Origin of the sequence: Chordicoccus furentiruminis (assembly GCF_019355395.1) — a bacterium.
GTDB lineage: Bacteria > Bacillota > Clostridia > Lachnospirales > Lachnospiraceae > Chordicoccus > Chordicoccus furentiruminis.
In genome coordinates this window covers 707,759-734,558 of the sequence record NZ_CP048829.1, presented here as the reverse complement: position 1 = coordinate 734,558, position 26,800 = coordinate 707,759, and the positions used below count along the sequence as shown (strand labels likewise).

The window sequence follows — 26,800 nt, the reverse complement described above, 5'->3', positions numbered from 1 at the left end:
CTTTCTTTTTTTGCGGAACATGCATCCGCCGGCCTCAGTGCTTCCGGTACGCGCCGGGCGTGACCTTGTAGCGTGCCCTGAACTGACGGATGAAGTAGGAGAAGTTGTCGAATCCGCACTGGCTGGCGATCTGGCTCACGGAATCCTGCGTCTCACGGAGGAAGTAGCAGGCCGCCTCCAGACGGTAGTCGATCAGATACCGGGTGAAGGTCTGACCGCTCTCGCGCCGGAAGACCCGCATGAAATAGGCCTCGCTGTATCCCGTGCGGGCGGCGACGTCGGCGACGGTCAGCTTTTCGCTGTAGTGAAGGTGCACCTCGGTGAGAGCCGTCTTCATGAGGCGGGTGACCGGCTGATGCGCGTGAGAGCGGACTCCGGCAGGTAAGGTCTCGCGATGGCGGTAAATCGCGTGGAAGAAACGCAGCAGGCTGCTCTTGACAAGCAGAGAGTAACCCGGGAGGTGCTCGTCGCAGGCGAGATCCGCGGCGTCCAGCGCGGCTGAGGCTTCCGCGTAGAAAGCCGTTCCCCAGGGAATCGGTCTGGGGAAATGCAGCGTGCCGTCCCGGAGAGGCTGGAAGACATGCTGACGGCTCCAGTCATCCGCGTCACTGGAATCAAGCAGGGAGAGGGAGAAGATGATGTTCTCGTATTCCATGTCCTTTCCTTCGTCGCTCTCGATGGCGTGAATCTCCCCCGGCAGGATCGGGACGATGGAGCCGGCGCGGACCGGCACCCGGTTGAGATCCACCGTGACGGTGCCGGAGCCTTTCTTGATGTATACGATTTCCATCTGCTCATGCCAGTGGGGCAGAACCCGGTCGAAGTCCAGGGGGATGGTGCAGAGATATGTGTTGTAGGCGAAGCCGGGCTGCCTGTGCGAAGCCGTTTCCCGGTACTGTGTGTAGTCATTCGGTTCCAAAGCGCGCCTCCATTCCTGCGGCTTTCCGTACCGTGTGATCAGGCCGTGACGGCTGCTGCCGCTGTTCCTGCTCCCTTTACGGCCGGACTCCTTACCGGCGTCTGATGCGATCCGGACGCGGCCGGCCGGACGTCAGACATGCCTGCATGCAAGGATTGTGTTATTACAGGCCATTTTATTGCAAGAATCCGCTGCTGTGAAGATAGTATACTGCAATCAGGAAAAAAACAAAACGTGATGCAGTGCCGGTGAACGATATGGCACGAAGACGGCCCGGCGCGGGCCGGCCGTCGAAAGGAGGACCATTTTATGGCATCGGAACGTCTGGCTGATTACACAGGCAAGCCCCTTCAGGACTGCACGAATCTGGAGCTTTTCAACGCGCTGCTTCACCTTGTGACAGACGCGGCGCAGGCAAAGGGCTATAACGAGGGAAAGAAGAAGCTCTACTACATCTCGGCGGAGTTCCTGATCGGGAAGCTTCTGAGCAACAACCTGATCAATCTGAGACTCTATGATCCGATCCGGGACGAGCTGGCCGCGGCGGGGAAGAACCTTTCGGAGCTCGAGGAATTCGAGTACGAGCCGTCGCTCGGCAACGGCGGCCTCGGCCGTCTCGCCGCCTGCTTCATCGACAGCTGCGCGACGCTCGGCCTGCCGGCGGACGGCGTCGGACTCGCCTATCACTGCGGTCTGTTCCGACAGAGCTTTGTCGACAACAAGCAGTATGAGAGCCCCGACCAGTGGCTGAAGTGGGGCGAGGAGAGCTGGATGAAGCGGACCGGCCGTCACTATCAGGTTCATTTCGGCGGCATGGATCTCACCTCGACGCTCTATGAGATTGCGGTCACCGGCTATCACGGCAAATGCGCGCGTCTCCGTCTCTTCGATGTGGATTCTCTTGACGAGCGGGTCATCCACAACCGCATCCGCTTCGACAAGAAGAAAATCGCCCAGAACCTCACGCTGTTCCTGTATCCGGATGACAGCGACGAGGACGGCCGGATTCTCCGCGTGTATCAGGAGTATTTCATGGTGAGCAACGCCGCCCAGCTGATCCTTGAGGAATGCATGTCCCGCGGAAGCAATCTGCATGATCTGGCGGATTACGCGGCGATTCAGATCAACGACACGCATCCGACGATGGTGATCCCGGAGCTGATCCGGCTGCTTGGCGAGAAGGGGATCGGCTTCGACGAGGCTGTGGAGATCGTCACGAAGGTCTGCGCGTACACGAATCATACGATTCTGGCGGAGGCGCTGGAGAAATGGCCGAAGCACTATCTCGAGACGGCAGTTCCCCAGCTGATCCCGATTATCGAACGCCTTCAGAAGAAGGTGGAGGAGCGGTACGATGACGCGTTCGTCCAGATCATTGACCGTGACGAGAACGTACATATGGCGAACATCGACATTCACTTCAGCCATTCCGTCAACGGCGTCGCGGCCCTGCATACCGAGATCCTGAAGAATACGGAGCTGGCGCCGTTCTACCGGATCTATCCGGAGAAATTCAACAACAAGACCAACGGCATCACGTTCCGCCGCTGGATCCGCGAATGCAATCCGACGCTGTCCGCGCTGATTTCGTCGAAGATCGGCGACGGCTGGAAGCATCAGGCGGAGGAACTGGAGAATCTGCTGGCCTTCACGGACGACGACGCCTTCCTTGCGCAGCTGACGGAAGTGAAGAGGGAGAACAAGCGCCGCTTCGCGGACTGGATCCGTGAGCATCAGGGCGCGGAAGTGGACCCGGATTCGGTCTTCGACGTGCAGGCGAAGCGGCTTCACGAGTACAAGCGCCAGCAGCTCAATCTGCTCTGGGCGATCCGCATGTATCAGGCGATCAAGGCCGGATCGAAGCCGGAACGGCCGGTCACGGTGATCTTCGGGGCGAAGGCGGCGCCGGCGTACATCATCGCCAAGGACATCATCCACGCGATCCTCACGCTGAGCGAAGTCGTCGCGCGGGATCCGGAGGTCAGTCCGTATCTCCGGATCGTCATGATCGAGAATTACAATATCACGGCGGCGGAGAAGCTGATCCCGGCCTGCGATATTTCGGAGCAGATCTCGCTCGCCTCGAAGGAAGCCTCGGGAACCGGCAACATGAAGTTCATGCTGAACGGAGGCGTGACGCTGGGCACGATGGACGGCGCGAACGTGGAGATCGCGGGGCTGGCGGGCCCGGACAACATCTACACCTTCGGAGATGCCTCCGACGTGGTGATCGAGCGCTACAGGCGGGGTGATTACCGGTCCATCGAATATTATCAGAAGGACCCGGTGCTGAAGAAGGCGGTGGATTTCCTGACCGGGCCGGACATGCAGGCCGCCGGGGATCCGCGGTGCCTGAAGCGGCTCAGTGACGAGCTGCTGCACAAGGACTGGTTCATGACCTTCCCGGATTTCGAGGACTATCTTGCCACGAAGGAACGGATGCTTCATGACTACGGCGATACGAAGGCGTGGGCAAGGAAGGCGCTGATCAACATCGCGAAGGCCGGTTATTTCTCCTCGGACCGCACGATCGGCGAGTATAATGACGAGATCTGGCATCTCACTGCGGACCGGAACCGCTGAGAGACGGCGGACAGGACGGCAGGGACCGGACAGGCGGATCGTTTCCGCCTGTCCGGTCCCTGCTTTCGGAGGAGAAATCTGATCTTTTAGTTTACAAATTATTACAGATGTGTTACATCTATAAGGGAAGAATGTACGGAGGAGAATTGAAGTTCTCCTCCTTTCGATAGCCGGAGATGCAGAGGCTGGCGGCAGCGCCCCGGCGAAAGGGTTTCAGTCAGTGAAGGGGGAACGGATGAAGCGAAACAGACATGGCAAACGGTTTCTGTCGCTGATCATTGCGATGATCATGCTTTGCTCGGTGATTCCGGTTCAGGCCGCGTCCGGCGCCCGGGTCTCGAAGGTGACATCGGGGACGTCCTATAAGGTCAGCGCCGGATACTACTATCTGGTTCCGGCCTGTGCGCCGTCGCGCGCGCTGTCGATTCTTAACGGCTCGAGAAGCACGGGCGCCAAGGCGTGCCTCGGCGTTCTTCAGAAAATGGACCGCCGCGTCTGGTACGTCTACCCGTCTTCGGTGGGCGGCACATATTTCATCAAAAACAAAAATTCCGGAAAGGTGATCGAGGCCCGGAACAACACGACGGCAGTCGGCGGCGCGGTGACGCAGGCCTCCAATTCGTCTGCGAACCGGCAGCGCTGGTACTTCATCAAAAAGGGCAGTTACTACATCATTCAGAACTCGATCTCGAAGCGGGTTCTGGGCGTCTCCGGCGGAAGCAGCGCGATCGCGGCGACCTGCAATCTTCAGAGATACTCCAACGCCTCCAAGCAGCGGTGGATGCTGGTGAAGTACAGCAGCTCCTCCCAGCCGAAGAATCCGATGACCGGAAAGACCGTCGGCACTTCGTCCTCCGGTACGAAGAAGACGAATACCTCGACAGCGGTTCCAAAACGCTCTTACTACAACACGACGATCAACGGAAGGCGCACGCTGAAGTCCTATCTCCAGAACGCGATGGTTCCCTGCGGACGGACCCTCTATATCTGGGGCGGCGGCTGGGGAAGCGACGCGTCCGTCATCGGCTACCAGTCCGGCTGGTACAGCTTCTTCAAATCTCACGGAACGTCCTCGTATAATTACAAGAACTACCGGTACAAGTACGGGAACGGACTCGACTGCTCGGGATTCGCCGCGTGGGTTCTCTACAACACACTGTACACGGCGAATAAAAAGAACAATCTGGTCACGCAGTCCACGACGGTCGCTTCCACCTATGCCTCGAAGGGCTGGGCGACGCTTTCGAAAAACGGAAAGGACCGTACGTTCCGGCCGGGCGATGTGGTCAGCATGAGCGGCCATGTCTGGATTTCCCTCGGACAGTACGGCGACGGCAGCGTGCTTCTGGTTCACAGCTCTCCGAAGGGTGTTCAGATCAGCGGAACGTCAGGTACGGCGGCTTCGATGGCGAAATATTACATGAAGAAGTACTTCCCGTCCTGGCCGTATGAGGCGAGAACCGTGAGCAAGAGCTATCTCAGCTATGTCGGCAAGGCAAGATGGAAGGTGACTGGCAGCGGCCGGATTCTTTCGGACCCGGACGGCGTGCAGAAGATGTCCGCATCTCAGGTGATGAATCTGCTGTTCTGATTTCGAATGGCGAAAGGATGACAGCTCCGCGGAAGAGACGGGTGATCGCTCTTTCCGCGGAGCTGCTGTATGCGCGGAAGCGGCCGCCGCAGCGACGGAATCCGCGCGGACGGTCAGACAGGACGCATGCGCGGCGCGGACTGCATTTTCAGAAAGAAAGAGGAAATGAATGAGGCTTATTTTTATCCGGCACGCGGAACCGGACTATTCCACGGATACCCTGACGGAACTGGGGCAAAAGGAAGCGGAGGCGCTGGCGGAACGCACGGCCCGCTGGAAGGTGGATGAAATTTTCTGCTCGCCGATGGGACGGGCAAGGGAGACGGCTTATCCGACGCTGAAGGCGCTCCATATGGAAGCCGCAGAGCTGCCGTGGCTCCGTGAGTTCAGCTATCCGGTCATGCACCCCTATCAGAAGGCGAAGGGAGTCGCTTGGGATCTGATGCCGCAGTACTGGACCAATGAACCGGTGATGCTGAGCCGGGACCGGTGGTTCGAGGCGCCTCTCTACCGTGAGAACCCGGATCTGGAGAAGATGTGGTACAAGGTCTGTGACGGGCTGGACGGGATCCTCGAGCGGTACGGTTATACCCGTCTGGGCGACTATTACGATTACCGTAATCCGGACGGACCGGAGAGGCCTGCCGGCCTTGAGGATATTCAGCTGCACGGGACGAAGGAATACGAGGTGCGCGACCGGGATGATGAGAAGACGCTGGTCTTCTTCTGTCATCTGGGTGTGACCTGTGTCATGCTGGCGCATCTGCTGAATGTCTCGCCTGTGCTGCTCTGGCACGGCACGTTCCTCCCGCCGGCCGGACTGGTTGTGATGAATGCGGAGAAGCGGCTCCACAACGCGGCCTTTTTCCGCATGCAGGCGTTCGGCGACACGGCCCATCTTCTTCAATCGGGCGTGAAGCTGTCCGGGTACGGCGCGTTTTCCACTGTTTTCAGAGACTGAGGTTGTAACGGATGAGGGGAACACCGGAAGGGGCGGATGCAAGAAGGACCAGAGGCTCGGTTGATCTGATTCACGGACCGATCATGAAGCCGCTGGTTCTCTTCATGCTGCCGCTTCTTCTGTCAAATGCATTCCAGAGCCTTTACAACGCGGTCGATACCGCGATCGTCGGCAATTTTCTCGGCGAGCATTCGCTGGCCGCCGTCGGAGCATGCTCGTCCGTCTTTGATCTGATGGTGGGGTTCTGCTCGAGCCTCGCGGTCGGCTTCTCCCTTGTCGCCTCCCGCTATTTCGGCATGGAGGATGAGGAGCGGATGAGAAAGGCGGTCGCCGGCTCGCTGCTCATCGGAGGAGCCTCGACGGCGGCGCTGACGCTGGCCGCCGTCACCGGCATGAGGCCGCTGATGCGGCTGATCCACACGCCGGAGGGGCTGTTCGGGGAGGCGTACCGGTACATTCTGATCCTGGCAGCCGCGCTGCCGGTCACCTTCGCCTACAACCTGCTGTCCGCCATGCTGCGGTCGATCGGGAACTCGCTGATCCCCCTGCTGTTTCTGATTCTCTCATCAGGCCTCAACGTGGTGCTGGATATTCTCTTCATCACGCGTTTCGGGACGGGCGTGGAAGGCGCCGCCGCCGCGACGGTGATCGCGCAGGGAATCTCGACGGTGCTGTGCCTGCTCTATATTCTGCTGAGGGTGAGGATCCTGATCCCCGCGAAGCGTCATTTCCGGCCTGAGCGCCTGATGCTGGTCCAGCTGGCGGGGCAGGGGTTCTCGATGGCCTTCATGGGCTCGATCGTCAATATTGGTACGGTGACGCTTCAGTCGGGCATCAATACTCTGGGAACGGACGTGATCAGCGGACATGTCGCGGCGAGAAAAATCATGAGTCTGTTTACGCTTCCTCTGTTCTCGATGTGTCTAGCGCTTTCCACGTTCGTATCCCAGAACTACGGCGCCGGGCGGATGGACCGGGTGGAGCGGGGGATCCGGTATACCTGGATCTATTCCCTCGCGGTCGGACTGGCGGAGGTTCTGATTCTCACGTTCGCGGCGCACCCGCTGGTGATGCTGATCTCAGGCTCGGGGAAGGCGGCGATCCTCGGCAACGGAACGGCGTATCTCCGTTTCGCATCGCTGTTTTTTCCGGTGCTGGGCGTTCTGATCAATACGCGGAACGCGCTTCAGGGGCTGCAGATGAAGCTGACGCCGCTCGTCTCGAGCGCGATCGAGCTGGTGGGCAAGGTGCTGTTCACCTGGCTTCTTGTTCCGCCTTTCGGTTACACGGCGGTGATTGTCTGCGAGCCGGTCATCTGGTGCGTGATGTGCCTGCAGCTGGTCTGGGTGTACAGGAAAAAGCTTCGGATTCTGAAGGCAAATGGCGTTCCGGCAGCCGCGGACTGAAACGGGACGGATCGAATATGAAAACGGACAATACGGCATACCGGGAGCTGACCGCGGCGGAACCGGCAGATCGTCATGAGGAGGATAAGCGATGTTTCAGATGATCAGGGGCGCGCACATTGCGGAGGCGGAAGGTCTGACAGAGGGATACGCGACGGAGGATGAGTATCTGATCGCCAGCGTCAGCGCGGAGCATATCCGCGGCGTATTCGACCGGTTCATCGAGGAGGAAGGAGAGACGTACTTCACGTTCTGGATCGAGAATCCGGTTTCAGATGAGCAGCGGGAGAGAGTGCTGGAGGCGACGGACGGTGCGGTCCGGATCGCGGACGGCGGACACAGAAAGACCTGGTACATGGACACGCTGTCCGGAGGGATCGCGAAGAGTCTTCTCAATTCGGTCGGCGAGGTGCTGATTCACGACGGACTCTGCCGGTTCGGTCTTTCCTCCCAGCGGGGCAATGAGATCGGAAAATACGAGTACAATGAGATGCGCGGCATGAGTCAGGAGGGCGACCTCTCTCCGCTGATCCGGGCCTTTGAGGCGATGGGGATCCCGCGTGCGCCGCATCTGAGAACCGGGTGGGATTTCGTCTCCGAGAAACATCCGGGGGAATGCACGCGCTACACCGCGGCCGACGGGAGAACGGCGGACAGCATCATAACGGGCCTGCAGGAGCTTGGCCTTTATGAGGACGGCGCGCCGCAGAAATAAGCGGCGCGCCGTCCCGGCCCCGGCAGGTATGCGGCCCCGGTTTCGGAATCCGTCCGAAGGATAACAGAATGCGGGAGAGCGGCCTTACATGAAGGTCAGCTGTTTCCGCCGGCAGCTCCGGCCGCGTTGGCGGCGCCGAGCGTGTCCAGATGACGGCAGATCGCGGAGAAGGTCTCGTCGCTGATGTCGTGCTCAACCTTGCAGGCGTCATCTCTGGCTGTCTCCGGATCGACGCCCAGTTTCCCGAAGAACTGCGTGAGCACCTTGTGACGGGTGTAGATTCGGTCGGCGATTTCCATTCCCTTCTCCGTCAGGACAATGAAATTTGCGTGGTCCATCGTGATGTAGCCGTTCTCACGAAGCTGTTTGGTCGCGTAGCTTACGGACGGCTTGGTGACGCCGAGCTGCTCCGCAACGTCGATGGAACGGACGTACCCGTGACGCTCCTTCAGCATCAGCATGGCTTCGAGGTAATCTTCCGCAGACTTGTGAATTTCCATGACACGGCCTCCTTTCCTTTTAACTAAGATTAGCACAAGCTTACGATGATTTCAATATTCGAAAAAATTGAATTTGATCAAACCAATTTCCACGTGCATGTTTTACAAAAACTTCAGGAACGGTTTGTTCAGAATGTGCTATGATGAGGCTGACCAACCCGGGCGGGACGGAGGCGGGGTTCAACCCGCCGGCTGAATCGGTTCGCCTGACCCGGAGCGGGAGGTTCCTATAGGAACCGGAAAGGCGGAAAATCAAATGCAGGAGAGCAGAGAAGCGGAGATCCGCGTATACGGCGCTGACGTGCTGGCATCTCCGCAGTTTCAGACGGCGAGAACACAGATCCATCATCATACGTCCACGGTGGCGGCGCATTCGATGAAGGTTGCGATGGTCAGTGTGGCGATCTGCTCGTTTCTCGGGAAAATGCATGTGAAGACCGACAGAAGAGATGTCGTGCTCGGGGCCCTCTGCCACGATTTCGGCATCCTCGGCCGGTACGACAAATTCCGGAACAGCCGGGAGTGCTGCCACCAGCATCCCATCGATTCCGTGGAGGAGGCGATGAAGGTCGTACCCGATCTCGATGAGAAGACCAGAAAGATCATCCGCTACCATATGTTTCCCATGACGATTCATCCTCCGGTGTCGCTGGAGGGCGTGGTGGTCTCGGTGGCGGACAAGGTGGCGTCGGTGGGTGACGGAGTCAGCTACATGAGACAGAAGCTGAGCGGCCGTGCGGCAGGGTAAAACCTGACCGCACGGCCGCTTTGCCGTGAAGAGGGCCGGGACACTCCGGACAGATGAAGCTTGCCGGACCGGTCAGCGATTCGTCGCGGAATGCGGCGGACACACGGCGATCCTTTGCAAACATTCTTGACAGCGCGCATTTCGCTGAACTAAACTGAATGTATGTTTAGTAAATAACATATAAACAGTGAGGCGCGTGACATGACGATCCGTGAGATTGCTGACGTCGCAGGTGTCTCGCCCGCGGCGGTATCCATCGTGCTCAACGGGCGGAAGGGCGTGAGCGACGAGACGAGAAAACGAATCCGCAAAGTGATCGATGAGACCGGCTATACGCCGAACCCCCGGACGAAAAACAGCTCGCGTACCGTGCTCTGCATCAAATATCTGCACGGCGGCGTGCTGGTGGAGGAAAATGAGGGCTTTATCTCCGCGATCGTGAGTGCGATGGCGGAGCGATGCCGGAAGGAAGAATACACGCTGGTCCAGATTGAGGCGAGGGGCGATATGGCCGAATGGATCCGCGGCGTGGACTTTTCGCCTTACTGCGGCGCGATCGTCATCGCGACTGAGCTCCCGAGGGAAATGTACGGCTCGCTTCAGGCGATTCCCGTACCGTTCGTGTCGGTTGACAATATGATGCCGGGCATGCATTACAGCTGCGTCGGGATTGACAACAGGGAGAATGTTCATACCGCGCTGGCCTATATCCACTCGTGCGGTTACAGGCGGGTGGGGTATCTCCGCAGCGCCTATCACGCGGAAAATTTCACGGCGAGGGCGGAAGCCTTTGAGAAGTACAGCCGTGAGATGGGCTTTACGGTGAGGCCGGAAGATGTCCGCGAGATTATGGCGACGATGATCGGGGCTCACGAGGATATGCGGAAGCTGCTGGAGGCGAAGCCGGATTGGGAACTGCCGGAGTGCTTTTTCGCCGATAACGACACGGTGGCGCTCGGCGCGATCAAGGCGCTGAAGGAGGCCGGGTGCCGGATCCCGGAGGATGTAGCGGTGATCGGCTTTGATAACATTCCGTACTCGGCTATCAGTACGCCGACACTGACGACGATCCATGTGCAGCGGGATCTGATCGGACGTCAGGCAGTGCGGCAGCTTCTTTACATCCTAAGAGACGCAGGCTTTGTATCCGCGAAGACATCCTTTGTGGGAAATCTCGTCGAGCGGGGCAGCATGAATGCCGGGCAGCGACACCCCGCGTGAGACGCACCGGGCGTTGCCGCGCCGGACGCGAAAATTGCATATCGAGGATACAGACAGCCGGGAGGCGCGTCCGCATTGGCCTGATCGCGATGCGGACGCGTCTCCCGTTGTTTTTTTGTCTGCCGGAGCATACATAGTTCCCTTCGACTAAACGTAATGCTAATCGAATGACTAAAATTAGTACACAACAGAGGACGTATTGCACATAAAATTCTGATAAACAATGTATATATTGTGGAAAGTGACCTGTATGCGTTGACAAAACAGGTGGTTGCTGGCTATATTTGTAAACAAGAAAGACAGACTGTCAAGTTGATATTTAGTAAACAAATGAAAGTCTGCCGGGAGAAATCGGGTTCAGTGCAAGCAGAAGGAGGCGCACTATGAAATTTAAAAAGATGGCATGTTTCGCAATGAGCGCAGTGATGGCGGGGTCCATGATCGCGGTTCCGGCATTTGCCGCTTCCGCCGCCACGTCAGTCGTGGAATCGGCTGAGGCGGGAGCCGGGAAGACGGCGAAGGATTACAAGATCGCCGTCGTTCCGAAGATGACCAACATCGCCTGGTTCCAGCGCATGGAGGACGGCGTCAAGGAGTACAACAAGGAGAACGGCACGGACGTTTTCTACGGCGGCTCCGCGGAAGGAGCGGATCAGGCGTCCTACGTGGAATCCCTGCTTTCCGAGAACTGGGACGCCATCTGCGTCGTTCCGTTCGATTCCGAGGCGCTGGCTCCGGTGCTTGAGAAGGCAAAGGCGCAGGGAATCAAGGTGATTACCCATGAGGCCGCCTCGATGGATCCGTCCAGCCGCGACTATGATATCGAAGCGTTCCAGAACGCCGCGTACGGCGAGAACTTCATGGAAGAGCTCGGCAAGCTGACCGGCGGCAAGGGCAAATACATTCAGTTCGTCGGTTCCCTGACATCCGTCTCCCACAACGAGTGGTGCGACGCGGCCAAGAAACTTCAGGAGGAAAAGTTCCCGGACATGGAGTGCGTCGGACGCTACGAGACCTCGGATGATACCACATCCTCCTACAACCAGACGAAGGAGCTGCTGACAGCGAATCCGGATATCGTCGCGATCGAAGGGTCCGCTTCCACGGATGTGGTCGGTGCGGCGCAGGCCGTCGAGGAACTGGGCCTTGCGGGCAAGGTCGCGATCGTCGGTACGTCGATGACTTCCATCGCGAAGCAGTACGTTGAAGACGGCACCATCGCATCCTTCTCAGTCTGGGATCCGGCAAAGGCGGGCCAGGCGATGATCGAGATGGCCGTGGCGGCTCTGAACGGGACGGTTCAGGACCAGATGTCCCTTCCGGTGGACGGCTACGACAAGGTCGAGAAGGTCGACAGCGCTTACTACGGCAACGCGCGGATCGATGTCACCAAGGACAACATGGCGGATTACGATTTCTGATCCGATCCGGATCTGATGGGCAGGGGACGCCGGCGCGTCCCCTTCTCTTTTCGGAAAAGGCGGTCTTGAAAGAAGACGCACCGCCCCAGCCGCCCCGTGAGGACCGGCCGCCGAAAGGAGAGCGACTGGGTATGACAGACTGCATAAGCAAGCGGACCGGTTCATTCGGACCGGCCCTGAAAGTGGAGAGATGCTATGGCAAATGATGTATTTTTGAAGCTGACCGGCATCCGAAAGTCCTTCGGCGGTGTCCACGCGCTGAACGGAGTCGATCTGACGATTCGAAAAGGAGAGATTCACTGCCTGGCGGGTGAGAATGGATGTGGGAAGTCCACATTGATCAAGGCGATTTCCGGCGTGCATGATGTGGACTCCGGAACCATTGAGATCGACGGTGAGCCGGTTTCCCATATGAGGCCGATTGACGCGATCAACCGGGGCATTCAGGTCATCTATCAGGATTTCGCGGTTTTCCCGAATATGACCGTCGCCGAGAACATCGCGCTGAACGGCGAGGTGAAGAGCGGGCGGAAGCTGGTTAACTGGAAGGAGATCCATGAGGCCGCGAAGAAGGCGATGGAGCAGGTCGGAGCAGAATTTGACCCGGATCTTCCGGTGGAAATGCTGCCGGTAGCCGGCAAGCAGATGGTCGCGATCTGCCGCGCCATCATCAACGACGCGCGCCTCCTGATCCTCGACGAGCCGACCACGGCGCTGACTGAAAAGGAGGTCAAAAAGCTCTGGGCTGTGGTCCGTTCCCTGAAGGAGAAGGGCATCGCGGTGATGATCGTCAACCATAAGCTCGATGAGATTTACGAGATCGCCGACCGGCTGACGATTCTCCGAAACGGCCGCTTCGTATCCACGGGGCTGATCTCGGAATATGACCAGGCGCGGTTCACAAGGGATATGACCGGGCATGAGGTCAGCAGCGTCAAGTATATGCCGCCGAAGAGCGACGAGGAAATCTTCCGTGTGGAGCATTTAAGTCTGAAGGGCGCGTTTTCCGATGTCAGCTTCACGGTGAATCGCGGCGACGTGGTCGGTATCACGGGTCTTCTTGGATCCGGCCGGAGCGAGATCGGCGAAGCGGTCTTCGGCGTGACGCCGGCGGACAGCGGCCGGATGTATTTGAACGGAAAGGAGATTCAGATCCGGTCGGTGGAGGACGCGATCCGCAGCCGGATCGCCTATGTGCCGGAGGATCGTCTGACGCAGGGCCTTTTCATCCACAAGAGTGTGGAAGACAATATGATGGTGAGCTCGATCCGGAAGTACTTTAACGGAATCCGGCTGGACCGGAGTGCCATGGATGAGAGTACCGACCAGCTGATAAAGGAACTCGATGTGGTGACTTCCTCGCGGGACGTGGCGGTGCGGACGCTGTCCGGAGGAAACGCGCAGAAGGTGGTCATCGCCAAATGGCTCAACACCGACCCGAAGCTGTTTATTCTGAACGGGCCGACCGTCGGCGTGGATATCGGAGCCAAGTCGGAGATTCATTCCATTCTCCGGAAACTCGCAGAAGAAGGCATCGGCATCATCATTATTTCGGACGATATGCCGGAGCTGATCACCAACTGCAACAAGATCATCGTCATGCGGGACGGCCATGTGGGCGCGGTTACGGATAACATGATCGACAACATCCAGCTCTGACGGTCAGGAGGTGCTTACGATGAAACAGAAAAACAAAAAAGCCGCTCTGACCAGTACGAAGGCGATTCTGATCTATGTCATTGCCGTCTTCTGCCTCATTGTCGGTCTCAGACAGCCGGCCTTCTTCAGTCCGGCCACGATCATCACAACGCTGCGCGCCTCGATCTTCTGGATGTGCTTCGCGCTGAGTGAGATGATCGTCATCCTGTCGGGCGGGATCGACGTCTCCTTCCCGGCGATCGGCTGCGCGGCGATGTACATCCCGATGTACATGATCAATCAGGTGAATCATATCGACAACGCGGCTTACGCCTTCGTGCTGGCGATTCTGATCGGCCTGCTCTTCGGCCTGCTGAACGCGGTGCTGGTCAGCATTCTGAACATTCCGCCACTGATCGCGACGCTCGCGACCAGCTCCATCTCACAGGGCGGCATGATCACGCTGCTGGGAACGCGGGAGTTCACGACGCTTCCGGATTCTCTGAACGCGATCTACAATACCAACATCCTTTCCTATACGGCGAAGGGAACGGGCTTCACTTATCTGCTCAACGTGCTGGTGCTGGTTCCGGTTGTCGGGTGCATTCTCATCGGTTGGATGCTTCGCCACACGATGCTGGGACGGGGACTTTACGCGATCGGCGGTGACAAGAACGCGGCCCGCGTCGCCGGATTCAACGTACGGGGACTGCAGTTCTTCGCTTACGCGTTCTCGGGCGCTTTCGCCGGACTGACGGCGATGATCTATAACATTCTGATGCACTCGGCAACGACGTCGGCGCTGATGGGCGATGAGATGATCACCATCGCGGCATGCGTCATCGGCGGCGTCCGGATCACCGGCGGCCACGGGGACGTGCCCGGGACGGTGCTGGGCGTGCTGCTGATCACGCTGGTGCAGAACAACCTGAACATGCTCGGCATTCCGACTTCATGGCAGCGGTTCGCGGTGGGACTCGTGATCCTGCTCGGCACAATCCTGACGTCATGGCAGGCAAAACGCGCGACGCGGGCAGCGAAGAGAGGGGAGGCATGAGTGATGGCGGCTAAAGGGAAAACAGAGAAAAAGAGAGACAGCCATATCCTTGTCCTTCTGGTGATGGTTCTGGCGGTGCTTGCGCTGATGGCGGTGATCAACGGGAAAACCTATTTTACCGTTCAGAATTTCCGGTCGATGTTCTATCAGTTTCCGGAGTACGGTATTCTCGCTTTCGGTATGATGGCCTGCATGATCGCCGGGGGTATCGACCTCTCACTTGTGGGCATCATGAACCTGAGCGGCGTGTGCGCCGCGCTGATCATGACAAAGATGGGCGGATCCTCCTTTTCCATCGTGCTTGGCTGCATCGTGGCGGTGCTGGTCGGCGCGGGATGCGGCGCCTTCAACGGTCTGATCATCGGAGCCCTTGACATTCCGGCTATGCTGGTGACGCTCTGCGGGCTGGAGCTGTACTCGGGGCTCTCCCTGGCGATCACAGGAGGTCCGGCGATCAACAATCTGCCGAAGCCTTTCGTTCAGATCTCCAACGGCGCGCTGGGCGGACAGATCCCCTACGTCGTCTTCATTTTCATCGCGGCGGCGTATATCGTCTGGTTTCTGATGAATTGTACGGTTTTCGGACACGAGGTGTATTTCCTCGGTTCCAACGAGACGGCGGCGAAGTATTCGGGCATCAACACGGTGAAGACGAGAATCCTGACACACATGTTCTCCGGCATTCTGGGAGGTATCTCGGGAATTCTGATCACCTCTCACCTGAATTCGGCCAAATCCTCCAACGGCAGCACCTACACGCTGCTGACCCTCCTGATCGTCGTGCTCGGCGGCATCGATCCGGATGGAGGCGAGGGCAAGGTCGCCGGCGTGACGGTTTCGATTCTGCTTCTGCAGATGATCGCCAACGCGTTCACCATCATGCGTGCGCCGGATACCATGAAAACGTTTGTCAATGGCTGCCTGCTGGTCGGCGCCCTGGTCTTCGACTCGCTGCATCAGAGGAGCGTGGCGCGGCGCAGGGCCAGGAACGCGGCGGAAAAGGCACTTGCAAAGGAGAAAGAAGGAAACTGATATGAAAAAGATTATCAACAGACCGGAAGACTACACCGACGATATGCTGCGGGGCATCTACGCGGCGAATCCGATGGTGAAATACGTGAACGACGATCTCCGCTGCTACTGCATCGCGGAGAAGAAACCCGGCAAGGTCGCGATCATCACCGGCGGCGGGACGGGCCATCTGCCTCTCTTCCTCGGCTATGTCGGGGACGGCCTGCTGGACGGCTGCGGCGTGGGCGGTGTCTTCCAGTCCCCCTCCGCAGAGCAGATCTACAATGTGGCGAAGGAAGTGGAGAGCGGTGCGGGCGTGCTTTTCCTCTACGGGAACTACACCGGCGACATCATGAACTTCGATATGGCCGCCGAGATGCTTGATATGGACGACATCCGCACGGAGAGCATTGTCGGGGCCGACGATGTGTGCTCAAACGCGAATCCTGCGGCGCGACGCGGAGTAGCCGGTATTTTCTTCATGTACAAGTGCGCCGGTGCGAAGGCGGCGGAGGGCGGAGATCTGGATGCTGTGCTCGCTGCAGCCCGGAAGGCGAAAGATAATACAAGGACCGTCGGCTTCGCGCTGACACCCTGCATCATTCCCGAGGTCGGTCATCCGAATTTCACGCTGAAGGAAAATGAGATGGCGATGGGGATGGGCATCCATGGAGAGCCGGGCGTCTGGAACGGACCGCTGAAGACGGCTGACGAACTGGCGAAGGAGTCCCTTGATACGATATTCGGCGACATGCCTCTGAAAGAAGGGGAGGAGGTCTGTGTTCTGATCAACGGACTGGGCGCCACAAGTCAGGAAGAACTCTATATTCTGTCCGGCAGTGTGAGGAAGCTTCTGGATGAGAAAGGCATCAGGACATACAGAACCTTCGTCGGAGAGTACGCCACCAGTATGGAGATGGCCGGCGCAAGCATTTCTCTCTGCCGCATAGCGGATGAAGAGATGAGAAAGTGGATCGACCGGCCGGTGCATACGCCGTTTTACACGCAGATCTGACAAAGGTGGCGGGGATGCTTTTCCCTGCCGGATACGGGAGACAAACAATGGCTGTGACTGAAATCACGATTGATACGCTGCCGGTTCTTTTCGAGTCGGTGGCAAGGGAATTTGAGGAGAAGAAGGAGCTTCTCTGCGAGATGGACGCGCGGATGGGCGACGGGGATCTGGGGCTTACGATGAGCAAGGGATATGGCGCGCTGCCTCAGCTGATCCGCGACCAGACGGATCCGTCGAACATCGGAAAGACGCTGATGAAGGCCGGGATGAAGATGTCCGGCGTGGTGCCGTCCACCATGGGCACGCTGATGTCCAGCGGCATTATGAGCGGCGGAAAGGCATTGAACGGAAAAACGGCAATCGGCGCGCCGGAGATGGCTGTGTTCCTTATTGCATTCGCGGAGGGACTCCAGAAACGGGGGAAATGTCAGCCGGGCGACCGGACCATCTATGACGCTATGAAACCTGCAGGAGACCGGGCTAAGGAGAAGGCGGAGGCCGGCGGAAGCCTCGGGGATGTGATCTCCGCTGCGCTTGACGGCGCGAACGCGGGTGTGGCGGCCACGAAAGAGATGGTTCCGAAGTACGGAAAGGCGGCGGTGTTCGCCGCGAAGGCGAAGGGGACGGAAGACCAGGGCGCGGTGGCGGGCCGCTGCCTGATCGAGGGTCTTGCACGGTATATCCTCGCCTGAATGGGGGGCATGATGTCCGTCCGGCGGGCTTGGACGGCCCGCCGGGCAATCGGACTTATGCAGTCTGCAAAACGGAAGGGAGCCGCCGCATCGTCTGATGCGGCGGCTCCCTTCCGTACTTTGGCTTTCAGATTCGGCCCAGCGCCCGGAGCAGCTTTTCCGGGGTCATCGGCCAGCTGCGGAGCCAGACGCCGCAGGCGTCGTGGATCGCGATGCCGATGGCCGGCGCGGCTCCGTTGCAGGCGATCTCGGAAATCGACTTTGCGCCGAACGGTCCGTAGGGATCGTCCACGTCGATCAGCACGGCCCGGAAATCGTCCGGCTGCTCGAAGATCATCGGGACGCCGTAGTCCGTCATGTTCGCGTTGAGGCAGACGCCGTCGTTGTCGAGGATCATGCCCTCATATAGAGAATGGCCGATGGATTTCAGCGCGGCTCCGTACATCTGGCAGAGTGCCAGCTCCGGATTGATCGGCGTGCCGGCGTCCTGAACGGCGTAGAATTTCTGCAGATGAATCTCGCCTGTGCGCACATTCACGGCGACCTGGGCGAAATGAGCGCCGTAGGGCACGGAGGAGGCGGTCGTCACGAAGGAACCGTGCGCGATCATCTGGCCCCGGCCGTCCCCGGCGCAGGCCGTATGAGAGAGCTCGTAGTAGCTGAGCGTCCGTCCGGTTTTCTTCGACCGGACCTCGCCCGGCGTCCTGAGCTCCAGATCGGAGGGATCCTCGTTCATCTGCAGCCCGGCCTCGGTCAGCATAGCTTCTTTCAGCTTCCGTACGGCGTCAAGGGATGCATTTCCGCTGAAGAAGGTGCCGGATGACGCGTACGCGCCGGTATCGAAGGCGCAGGAATCGGTGTCTCCGGAGACGACGGTGATGCGGTCCATCGGAAGGCAGAGCACCTCGCTTGCGATCTTCGCGGAGATGGTGTCAAGCCCGGTTCCGATATCCGCTCCGCCGCTGTTCAGGATCACGGACCCGTCGGTCTCCAGCTTCGCGATGGCCTCGGCGTGATCCAGCCCGGGAAGACCGCTTCCCTGCATGATCATGGCGAAGCCTTTGCCGATGCGGATGTCGGGATCCGCGGACGTCTCCCGACGGCCCCATCCGATCATCTCGCAGCCCTTCGTGATCGCCTGACGCAGACCGCAGGAGCCGACCGGGACCACGCTGCCCTCGCGTCCTTCGCCGAGTCCCTTGAGGATCTCCAGCATATAGCCCTTCTCGACATGGTTTTTGAGCACCATCTCCTTATAGTCGCAGCCCAGCGCGTCCGCCAGCTCCGCCATCGCCATCATGATGCCGTAGGTACCCTTCGGCGTTCCGTAGCCCTGATAGGCGCCGGCCGGCGGCGTGTTGGTGTAGTAGACCTTCAGATCGTACCGCATGTTCGGGCATTTGAAGAGCGGCAGCGTCTTCGAGCAGCTGTTCATCGGCACAGTCAGGCAGTGGTTGCCGTAGGGGCCGGTATTCGCGCGGACTTCCATATAGATCGCCGTGATGGAACCGTCCTTTTTCCCGGCCATCTTCACGCGGACACGCATCGGATGACGGGTGGAGTTGGCGATGAACTCCTCCTTTCGCGTATTCCGGTAGTAGACCGGGCGTCCGGTGATGAAGGAGGCGTAGGCGGTCAGATCCTCCACGAGGATATCCTGCTTGGAGCCGTAACCACCGCCGACGCGGGTCTTGATGACGTGGATCCGGTTCTCCGGGAGGCCGGTGACTTTCGCGCAGATCCTCCGGACATGGTACGGCACCTGGGTGGAAGCGTAGAGGATCAGCCGCCCGCCCTCCATTTTTGCGAAGCAGACGTGTGGCTCCAGCGGCGTATGCTGGATCTGGCTCGTCTGGTACGTGCGGTCCACCACCGCGTCGGCCTCCGCGAAGGCTTTGTCGACATCGCCGATGCCTCCGCTGTTGGAGGCCGCGATATTCCGGCGGATGTCGGCGCCCAGCGGGAACTGGTAGATCACCTTGCCTTCCCGGCTGTCGCCGGCCCGCCGGTTGTATTCGTCCAGATCCGACGGGGCCCCCGCGTTATAGAAGACCGGGCCGTTGTGGACCAGCGGTGCGCCGTCCGCCATCGCTTCCTCTACGGTGAAGACGGCCGGCTGCACGTCGTAGTCGACCCGGATCAGGTCCCGGGCCTTCTCGGCGATCTCCCTCGTCTCGGCGATCACCGCGGCTACGCGGTCCCCCACATGCCGTACCTTCATATTGAAAAGCCGGCGGTCATGAGGCGACGGCTCCGGTTCGCCCTGTCCGGCCTGCATGTAGTAGACGTCCGGGCAGTTGAAGGCCGTGATGATGCGGATGACGCCGGGAAGTTTCTCCGCCTCGGAGGTGTCGATCCGGTTGATGTAGGCGCTGGCGTGAGGCGAGCGGAGGACGACCAGGCAGCAGGAGTCCGGCGTCACGTAGTCTTCGACAAAGGCGCGTTCTCCGGATACGAGCTGGGGGCCGTCGATCTTTCCGGAGGGTTTTCCGATACAGTGAAGCGACGGACGGAAGGACGGCGCGATTTCGCTCTGGTAGGCGCCGGTTTCGATTCGCTCTTCCGCGAGACGGACGGCGAGATAGTAGTGCTCATAGCCGGCGTCGCGGATAAAGATCCCGGACAGCGCGTCGCGGATCTCCTCCCGGGTCGGATGGGGATGCTGCTCGAGCAGCCAGGTGAGGAGCAGGGCCGCGGCCGGGGCGTTGTAGGCGCTCTGCACCACGCCGGCGTCAATCATGGCCTGCTGCACCACGGTGAGATGGGCGGCGTCCGCCAGCCCGTCCGGCGTGCGGATTTCGCATCCGTCCGCCTCGAAGGCGAGCATCAGGTTTGCGTACACGGGGACGCCGTCCACCAGAACGGTGTCGCTGCCGCAGAAACCTTCGCTGTCGTCGCTGTCGCGGACGGAAAGATGACCGTCGGACACCAGAAGCTCACGGAGCTTCATGGACGGCTTTACGTCAAAACTCCGGCTGCGGCCGTTGAGGATGCACTGGATCGTCATGTCGGATCACCTCCTTTTTCTTCTGATGAGGAAGGCAGGACGCGGAGAAGATCCCGGCACGTCACTGCCAGCAGATAGGTCTTGTAGGCGGCGCTGCAGGAGAAATCGTCCTGAACCGGAAGCGATTCGTCCGCGCGGATCTGTTCCGTGAGCGATTCGTCCGTGACGCTGCCGCCGCCGCGCCGGATCGCGCCGGCAATCCCGTCCAGCATGCGGAGCCCCGTCCCGCGAATCCCTGCGGCCAGATGAATCCCGTCGGTGGTTTCCGCTGCGGCGACCGTGAGATAAGCATGGCTTTCCGCCGTGTTGGCGTACCGTTTCTGACGGACGGCGGCACCGGACGGCAGCAGGACGGAGAGAATCAGATCCCCGGTGCGGTCTTCGCCGGCAAAGGCCGCGGCGTCCGTCTCACGGATCCCGTCAGGCCCGAGCAGCGTGATCCGCGCGCCGGCCGCCATCAGGGCGGGCATCAGGTAGGAGTCGTCCCGCCGGAGCGCGAGATTTCCGCCGATGGTCGCCATATTCCGTTTCGTGCGGGAAGCCATAAAGGAAACGGACTCGCGGAACCAGTCAGGCGTAAGAGGGTGCTCAAGAACGTCCTGAAAGACGGCCAGCGCTCCGATCCGGACGCCGTCTTTTTCGGCTGCAATCCGCTTGAGCTCCGTCAGATGGCGGAGATCGATCAGCGTGTCGGCGCAGACAGAGGAGCCGAGCCGGTTGATCTCGGTTCCGCCGGCAAGATAGGCGGTCCCTGCGCCGGCTGCGGCACGGGCTTCCTCCGGCGTTCCCGTATGGATGATGCGTTCGATCATGATGCGTCACCTCGTTTCTTTGATTCGAATTTCACTGGATACCATGATTATAGCATCGGCCTTCCATATTTTCAGGAATCAGACAGATCTTCTGCAAAAATGCTGTTCCGGATCCGGAAAAATTGTAGAATGTGACGATAAATGAGCGTGTTATTCGGGATGATTTCTGGTAGAATGGATAGAAATGAGAGCCTGCAGGCGCGAGGCGCAGAGGCGGAAAGGACAGGACAGCCTGATGAAAATTCTGGATTTCGGATCCCTGAATCTGGACTATGTATATCATGTCGATCATATCATTCTTCCCGGTGAGACGGAGCTGGCGGACGACATCCGCCTGTTCGCAGGAGGAAAGGGGCTGAATCAGTCCGTGGCGCTGGCGAGGGCCGGCGCACCGGTCTGGCATGCCGGGCTGATCGGCGGAGACGGCGGTATGCTGAGGACGCTTCTTGAGGACAGCGGCGTGCATACGGACTATCTGAAGACCGACCCGGTTGCGCGGACCGGGCATACGATCATTCAGGTGGACCGGAACGGTCAGAACAGCATTCTGCTCTCCGGCGGAACGAACCGGATGATCACGGACGAGCTGGCGGACGAGACGCTGGCGCATTTCTCCGAAGGCGACGTGCTGGTGCTGCAGAACGAGATCAGCGCCCTTCCGCACATCATCGACCGGGCTTTCGGGATCGGTATGAAAATCGTGATGAATCCGTCTCCGTATGACGGACATATCGCATCCTGCGATCTCTCGAAGGTGAGCCTTTTCCTGATCAATGAGGTGGAAGGCATGCAGATTGCCGGAGCCGGCGACCCGGATGCGATTCTCCGGACGATGGCGGAGCGCTATCCGGACGCGGACGTGGTGCTCACGCTGGGGTCGGCCGGATCGGTCTTCAGCGGGCACGGGCAGACCGTACGGCAGTCGATCTTCCATGTTCATGCCGTCGACACCACGGCGGCCGGGGACACGTTTACCGGCTACTTCGTGAGCTCCTTCTTCGCGGGCCGGCCTGTGAAGGAGTGCATGGAGCTGGCGTCGAAGGCGTCCGCAATCTCGGTTTCCCGCAACGGAGCCGCGCCGTCGATTCCGTCGCTTGAGGAGGTGCGGGAGGCAGATCTGCACTGAGAGAGCGGAGCACGCATCCCGGTTCGTCTGTGCGGAAGGCCGGCCGTGCGTTCCGAATAAGACGCGCGGCGCGGCAGTCGGGGTTGCAGACTGCGGAAACGTGTGTTATAGTTTTCGAAGACAGAAACGCAAGGTGCCGGAGCGGAAGTGTTCCGGTGAAAAGGGAAACAGGTGAAAGTCCTGTGCGAACTCGTCACTGTGAGCGGGAAGTGTCCGCGCGGAAGCCACTGGGAAACCGGGAAGGCGCGCGGAGGCGGTGATCCGCAAGTCAGGAGACCTGCCCTGCGTATACGCAGAGCGGAAGCGTTCCGCTCGGAGCCACGAGCAACTGGCTGCATGCGAATCATTCGTCCGGAGATAAGGCGGAAGAGACGTTCCGCTTGCTTATCTGTCGGTCTGTATGCGCAACCGGCTTCGCTGCCCGCGGCAGCGAAGCCTTTTTCTGTCTTTTGCGGAGGCTTCGATCAGAACGGCTCGGTCGGACCGGAATTTTTTCTGGACTGATGAGAGTCGCCGGACGGACGAAACAGGATCCGCCGGCGGATACAGCAGCATTCCTCTTGAACGGACGGCGGCAGGCCTGGACTCCTGCCGCCGTTCGTGCGTTTGCACGAGCTACGAGTTCGGGCCTGCTGTGCAGGCCCTCAACCGCGGCTGTCGCCGCATGCCCTGCGGAAGGGGAGGCCGCGTCTGCGCGAGCGCACGCGGCCTCCCCTTCCGCAGGGCGCGTGGCTCGTAGCAAACGAGTGTATCTTTCCTGCGCCCGATGCGCTAAAATAGAGATATCGACCAGAAACGGAGGCTTTAGATCAGGATGCCAGAGGTTACTTTTAAGATTGAGAAAGGCAGTGATGTCACCGTATCAGCCGGCAGGGGCAGCAATCTGCTGGAAGTGGCGCAGGGAGCGAACATCGCAATCGACGCGCCCTGCGGCGGCAACGGATCCTGCGGGAAATGCCGCGTGAAACTCCTCAGCGGCGAACTCGACAGCGTACAGACACGTCACCTGAGCGACGAGGAATACGAGGACGGATGGCGGCTTGCCTGCTCCTCCCGCCTCACGGACAGTGACGTGATGGTGCTTGTGCCGGATATCGCGTCTGCTTACCGGAGCCGGATCAAAACGGCGGATCTTTCGGATGAAAAGGAGATCCGGATTTTCAAAGAACTGGAAGAGCAGATGCGCGGCGTTGATCTCGGGATCTCCCATCCCTACGGCTGCATTGTCGTCTCGATGCCGGAACCGACGCTCGAGGACACGATGCCGGACAACGAGCGGCTTGAGAAGGCGGTCACGGAAGCCACAGGATGCGAAAACGTGGAGATCGGGTTTTACGCGATGAGCGTGATGGCCCGGTCGCTTCGCGCCAATCATTTCCGAGCTGCGGTGATTTATGAGAAAACGGACAGAGGAATCCTTGTGCTCAATGTTGTGCCGTCGGATACGGAGGTACCGGTCTGCTGCGCCGCGATCGACATCGGAACCACTACGGTCGCCGGCGTGCTGGCGGACCTGAAGGACGGCCGCATCCTCGCGAAGGCGTCGGCCGGAAACGGACAGATCCGCTACGGTGCGGACGTTATCAACCGGATCATCGAGCAGGACCGCCCGGGCGGCGTGAAGAAGCTGCAGCAGGCGATCGTACGGGAGACGCTGATGCCGCTCCTCGGTCTGATGATGAAGCAGGCCGGCGTGAAGAAGGGGCAGGTCGTGCGGATGACCGTTGCGGGCAACACGACGATGAACCATCTGCTGATGGGCGTGTACGCGGATCCGATCCGGAGAGAGCCGTATATTCCGTCCTTCTTCCGTCTGCCGGCGTTCCGGGCGGCCAGTCTGATCCCGAACATCAATCCGGACGCATGGGTGAAACTCGCGCCGAACATCGGATCCTATGTCGGCGGAGACATCACGGCGGGGACGATGGCCAGTATGATCTGGAACATGGACAGCTACTCGCTGTTCATCGATCTCGGGACCAACGGCGAGATCGTCTTCGGCAACCGGGAGTTCCTGATGAGCTGCGCCTGCTCCGCCGGACCGGCGTTTGAGGGCGGCGACATCTCCTGCGGCATGCGGGCCACCGACGGTGCCATCGAGGCGGTGACGATCGACGGGGACACGATGGAACCTTCAACCCGGATCGTGGGCGATCCGGGCCAGAAACCGGTGGGGATCTGCGGCAGCGGCATCATCGACGTCATCGCGGAGCTCTTCCGCACGGGCATCATCGATTCGAGAGGACAGTACGTCCGGGACGGCCGGCGCGTGATCCGCGACGAACACGGAACGGGACGCTATGTGCTCGCATGGAAGGAAGAGACGGAGACGGGACGGGAAATCTCGATCACGGAGGTGGATATCGAATCCTTCATACGGGCGAAGGGCGCGATCTACTCGGCCATTGACACGATGCTGGGGACGCTTGACATGAAGCCGGATGTGATCGACCGGATCTTCGTGGCCGGCGGCATCGGCAGCGGCATCAACATGAACAACGCGGTGCGGATCGGGATGTTCCCGGACGTGGACCGCTCGAAATTCCGCTATATCGGCAACTCGTCGCTGGCCGGCGCCTACGCGATGGCGATTTCGGACCGGGCCGCGGACAAGGTCGAGGCGATCGCCGGCAATATGACGTATCTGGAGCTGTCGACCTACCCGGGCTATATGGATCACTTCGTGGCGGCCTGTTTCATTCCACATACGGATCTTTCCCTGTTCCCGTCCGTTGCCGCGGAGAGAGGCTGAGAGGAGAACGGGGCGGAAGCCGCCCCGGAGAGCAACGTGCATAACGCACCGGACCGGACGGGTCCGGTCCGGCGCGCCAATATAAAAAGGAGGCAGAAAACATGAGTGTACTGGATGGATGCGAAGCCCAGACGATGACGCCGATCCCGGAGGATCGCGTCTGCCCGAAGTGCGGCCGTGAGGTCGAGGTGTTCACGAAGAAGGGAAGGATCATCGAGGACGTGACCTGCGAGTGCGGCTACGTCTTCAAGGCGGAGGAGCAGATCGATCCCGGCATGAACAAGATGGAAAAGAAGAAGGCCTGAGCTTGCGCGAGGGCCGTGACGGCGTCCCGCCTGCATCCGGCAGGCGGGACGCCGCTGTGTCAGGGGAAGATGTCTTTCCGCTGCTTCAGCCAGCCGGCATGAAAGAACGCCGCGTAAGACGGGACGGCTGCCGGAAAGAAGGGATACGGAGCAGGGAGAGCCGGATTGATTCCGGGCGTAGGAGCGGATATCGGGCCGGAGCGGTCCGGGCGAATGAAGGATGGAGAGGACGGAAGGAAATGGAGGATCGTGACGCCGTGATCTGCGAGTGCGGACATATCACCCGGGGAGAGGTGATCGACGCGGTGCTCGGAGGCGCGATGAACTTTGTGGATGTGGCGGAGGCCACCGGCGCGGGCAGGGGCTGCGACCGGTGCCGCGTGCCGATCGAATTTCTTATACAGGATGTGAGGGATGACCCGGATGCCTATCGGAGATGAGTCGGATACCTGCGTCGTGACCTGCAGCTCGCTGGAGTATTTTGTCCGGGCGGCGCAGAAGAAGGGAGGAACGCACTTTCAGGTTCATGTCGTTGACCGGAATCTGCACGCGGAGCCGGAGCGGATGAAGCGGACGGTCGGGGACGTGATCCGGGCGCTTCCGGCGCGGTTCCGGACCGTGCTTGTGGGGATGGGCTTCTGCGGGGGCGCGTGGGATCATGCGGTCTTTGAACGGCGCATCGTGGTCCCGAGGGCCGATGACTGCATTTCCATCCTGCTTCACAAGGGAGACGAGACGGAGCCGAATCTCAAGGAGCCGGGCCATCTTTATCTCTACGAGCCGGACCCGGAGCAGTTTTCGGCGCTCAGACTCCTCCGTGATCCGGGAACGCTGGGACCGGAGTACGAGGGGATGGACCGAGATACGCTGTTCCGGTACTGGTTCGGGAACTACCACTGGATGGACATCATCGACACGGGACTCACCGACTGCTACGACGAGCGCTATGTGGAGCTGGCCCAGGAGAATGCAGACCGCATCGGCGCCGGACTGGGGTATGCGGAGGGAAGCAACCGCATGCTCGAGAAGCTGGTTTCCGGCCGCTGGGACGGTCAGTTCGTGGTCGCGGAGCCGGGGCAGATGATCCGGCACGCGGATTTTTTCGGATGATGTATTTTTTCACGAAATCGCTGATGTAATATCGATATTTTTTTGTGCTTTCATCCAATCGGTGGTACACTGACATTACGTACGCTGATCCTCCCAGGGGGGATGGTCTGCGCGTGAATCAAGCTCAGCACAGCGGTCCGGCCCCGTACGGCGCGGGGTGCGAGACGACTGATGCGGCCGGCCACGCCGGCTCAGGGATTCAGTTATCAT

22 protein-coding genes and 1 riboswitch are annotated in these 26,800 nt (G+C 59.8%); of the genes, 18 read left to right on the top strand and 4 right to left on the bottom strand.

The features are described 5' to 3' along the window. Nucleotides 1-34: 34 nt before the first annotated feature. The gene (locus tag G4C92_RS03425; RefSeq protein ID WP_274941203.1) at nucleotides 35-919 is read right to left on the bottom strand and encodes an AraC family transcriptional regulator; all 885 of its coding nucleotides are present in this window, start codon (nucleotides 917-919) and stop codon (nucleotides 35-37) included. Nucleotides 920-1,228: 309 nt separating this feature from the next. On the opposite strand from G4C92_RS03425, the gene G4C92_RS03420 reads away from it, so the two are divergent. The 5 genes from G4C92_RS03420 to G4C92_RS03400 all read left to right on the top strand — a co-directional run bounded on the left by G4C92_RS03420 (nucleotide 1,229) and on the right by G4C92_RS03400 (nucleotide 8,175). Beyond that, nucleotides 1,229-3,502 carry a glycogen/starch/alpha-glucan phosphorylase gene (locus G4C92_RS03420; protein WP_274941202.1) on the top strand — a complete coding sequence of 758 codons (2,274 nt, stop codon included), beginning with the start codon at nucleotides 1,229-1,231 and terminating at the stop codon, nucleotides 3,500-3,502. 235 nt (nucleotides 3,503-3,737) lie between these two features. Beyond that, nucleotides 3,738-5,093 (top strand): RICIN domain-containing protein, encoded by a 1,356-nt coding sequence (locus tag G4C92_RS03415; RefSeq protein ID WP_274941201.1) that lies wholly within the window; start codon nucleotides 3,738-3,740, stop codon nucleotides 5,091-5,093. A gap of 169 nt (nucleotides 5,094-5,262) precedes the next feature. Beyond that, nucleotides 5,263-6,054, top strand: coding sequence for a histidine phosphatase family protein (locus tag G4C92_RS03410; protein WP_274941200.1), 792 nt, complete (start codon nucleotides 5,263-5,265; stop codon nucleotides 6,052-6,054). Between the two features lie 11 nt (nucleotides 6,055-6,065). Further along, a complete protein-coding gene (locus G4C92_RS03405) occupies nucleotides 6,066-7,460 on the top strand; it encodes an MATE family efflux transporter (RefSeq protein WP_274941199.1) in 1,395 nt (464 codons plus the stop codon). 91 nt (nucleotides 7,461-7,551) lie between these two features. Beyond that, nucleotides 7,552-8,175 carry a hypothetical protein gene (locus tag G4C92_RS03400; protein ID WP_274941198.1) on the top strand — a complete coding sequence of 208 codons (624 nt, stop codon included), beginning with the start codon at nucleotides 7,552-7,554 and terminating at the stop codon, nucleotides 8,173-8,175. A gap of 95 nt (nucleotides 8,176-8,270) precedes the next feature. On the opposite strand, the gene G4C92_RS03395 is transcribed toward G4C92_RS03400, so the two are convergent. Further along, on the bottom strand, nucleotides 8,271-8,675 hold the full coding sequence (locus tag G4C92_RS03395; protein ID WP_274941197.1) for a metal-dependent transcriptional regulator: 405 nt from the start codon (nucleotides 8,673-8,675) through the stop codon (nucleotides 8,271-8,273). Between the two features lie 256 nt (nucleotides 8,676-8,931). Here G4C92_RS03395 and G4C92_RS03390 point away from each other — a divergent pair, with 256 nt between their 5' ends. The 8 genes from G4C92_RS03390 (at nucleotide 8,932) to G4C92_RS03355 (ending at nucleotide 17,478) form a co-directional block, all read left to right on the top strand. Further along, nucleotides 8,932-9,423, top strand: a complete 492-nt coding sequence (locus G4C92_RS03390) for an HD domain-containing protein (protein ID WP_274941196.1) — start codon at nucleotides 8,932-8,934, stop codon at nucleotides 9,421-9,423. A gap of 201 nt (nucleotides 9,424-9,624) precedes the next feature. Beyond that, on the top strand, nucleotides 9,625-10,644 hold the full coding sequence (locus tag G4C92_RS03385; RefSeq protein ID WP_274941195.1) for a LacI family DNA-binding transcriptional regulator: 1,020 nt from the start codon (nucleotides 9,625-9,627) through the stop codon (nucleotides 10,642-10,644). 383 nt (nucleotides 10,645-11,027) lie between these two features. Further along, complete coding sequence (locus G4C92_RS03380) at nucleotides 11,028-12,065, top strand: substrate-binding domain-containing protein (protein WP_274941194.1); 1,038 nt, start codon at nucleotides 11,028-11,030, stop codon at nucleotides 12,063-12,065. Between the two features lie 195 nt (nucleotides 12,066-12,260). Next, entirely contained in the window at nucleotides 12,261-13,724 is a 1,464-nt protein-coding gene (locus tag G4C92_RS03375; protein ID WP_274941193.1) for a sugar ABC transporter ATP-binding protein, read from the top strand. A 19-nt stretch (nucleotides 13,725-13,743) separates the two neighbouring features. Then, nucleotides 13,744-14,760 (top strand): ABC transporter permease, encoded by a 1,017-nt coding sequence (locus G4C92_RS03370; RefSeq protein WP_274941192.1) that lies wholly within the window; start codon nucleotides 13,744-13,746, stop codon nucleotides 14,758-14,760. 3 nt (nucleotides 14,761-14,763) lie between these two features. Then, on the top strand, nucleotides 14,764-15,792 hold the full coding sequence (locus G4C92_RS03365) for an ABC transporter permease (RefSeq protein ID WP_274941191.1): 1,029 nt from the start codon (nucleotides 14,764-14,766) through the stop codon (nucleotides 15,790-15,792). A gap of 1 nt (nucleotide 15,793) precedes the next feature. Beyond that, a complete protein-coding gene (locus tag G4C92_RS03360; RefSeq protein WP_274941190.1) occupies nucleotides 15,794-16,786 on the top strand; it encodes a dihydroxyacetone kinase subunit DhaK in 993 nt (330 codons plus the stop codon). A 53-nt stretch (nucleotides 16,787-16,839) separates the two neighbouring features. After that, nucleotides 16,840-17,478, top strand: a complete 639-nt coding sequence (locus G4C92_RS03355; RefSeq protein ID WP_408611766.1) for a dihydroxyacetone kinase family protein — start codon at nucleotides 16,840-16,842, stop codon at nucleotides 17,476-17,478. 127 nt (nucleotides 17,479-17,605) lie between these two features. Here G4C92_RS03355 and G4C92_RS03350 read toward each other — a convergent pair whose 3' ends face one another. Further along, nucleotides 17,606-20,485 carry a molybdopterin-dependent oxidoreductase Mo/Fe-S-binding subunit gene (locus G4C92_RS03350; RefSeq protein ID WP_274941188.1) on the bottom strand — a complete coding sequence of 960 codons (2,880 nt, stop codon included), beginning with the start codon at nucleotides 20,483-20,485 and terminating at the stop codon, nucleotides 17,606-17,608. Next, nucleotides 20,482-21,297 carry an FAD binding domain-containing protein gene (locus tag G4C92_RS03345; protein WP_274941187.1) on the bottom strand — a complete coding sequence of 272 codons (816 nt, stop codon included), beginning with the start codon at nucleotides 21,295-21,297 and terminating at the stop codon, nucleotides 20,482-20,484. Before G4C92_RS03345 ends, G4C92_RS03350 begins: the two co-directional genes overlap by 4 nt. A 235-nt stretch (nucleotides 21,298-21,532) precedes the next feature. On the opposite strand from G4C92_RS03345, the gene G4C92_RS03340 reads away from it, so the two are divergent. The 5 genes from G4C92_RS03340 to G4C92_RS03320 all read left to right on the top strand — a co-directional run bounded on the left by G4C92_RS03340 (nucleotide 21,533) and on the right by G4C92_RS03320 (nucleotide 26,590). Beyond that, entirely contained in the window at nucleotides 21,533-22,423 is an 891-nt protein-coding gene (locus tag G4C92_RS03340; protein ID WP_274941186.1) for a ribokinase, read from the top strand. A 114-nt stretch (nucleotides 22,424-22,537) separates the two neighbouring features. Further along, a riboswitch (cobalamin riboswitch) is annotated at nucleotides 22,538-22,722 on the top strand. Nucleotides 22,723-23,237: 515 nt separating this feature from the next. Then, a complete protein-coding gene (acsV, locus tag G4C92_RS03335; protein ID WP_274941185.1) occupies nucleotides 23,238-25,175 on the top strand; it encodes a corrinoid activation/regeneration protein AcsV in 1,938 nt (645 codons plus the stop codon). Between the two features lie 101 nt (nucleotides 25,176-25,276). Beyond that, entirely contained in the window at nucleotides 25,277-25,480 is a 204-nt protein-coding gene (locus tag G4C92_RS03330; protein ID WP_274941184.1) for a hypothetical protein, read from the top strand. 239 nt (nucleotides 25,481-25,719) lie between these two features. Next, nucleotides 25,720-25,920 (top strand): (2Fe-2S)-binding protein, encoded by a 201-nt coding sequence (locus G4C92_RS03325; RefSeq protein WP_274941183.1) that lies wholly within the window; start codon nucleotides 25,720-25,722, stop codon nucleotides 25,918-25,920. After that, entirely contained in the window at nucleotides 25,904-26,590 is a 687-nt protein-coding gene (locus tag G4C92_RS03320) for a DUF1638 domain-containing protein (RefSeq protein ID WP_274941182.1), read from the top strand. Before G4C92_RS03325 ends, G4C92_RS03320 begins: the two co-directional genes overlap by 17 nt. Nucleotides 26,591-26,800: the final 210 nt, after the last annotated feature.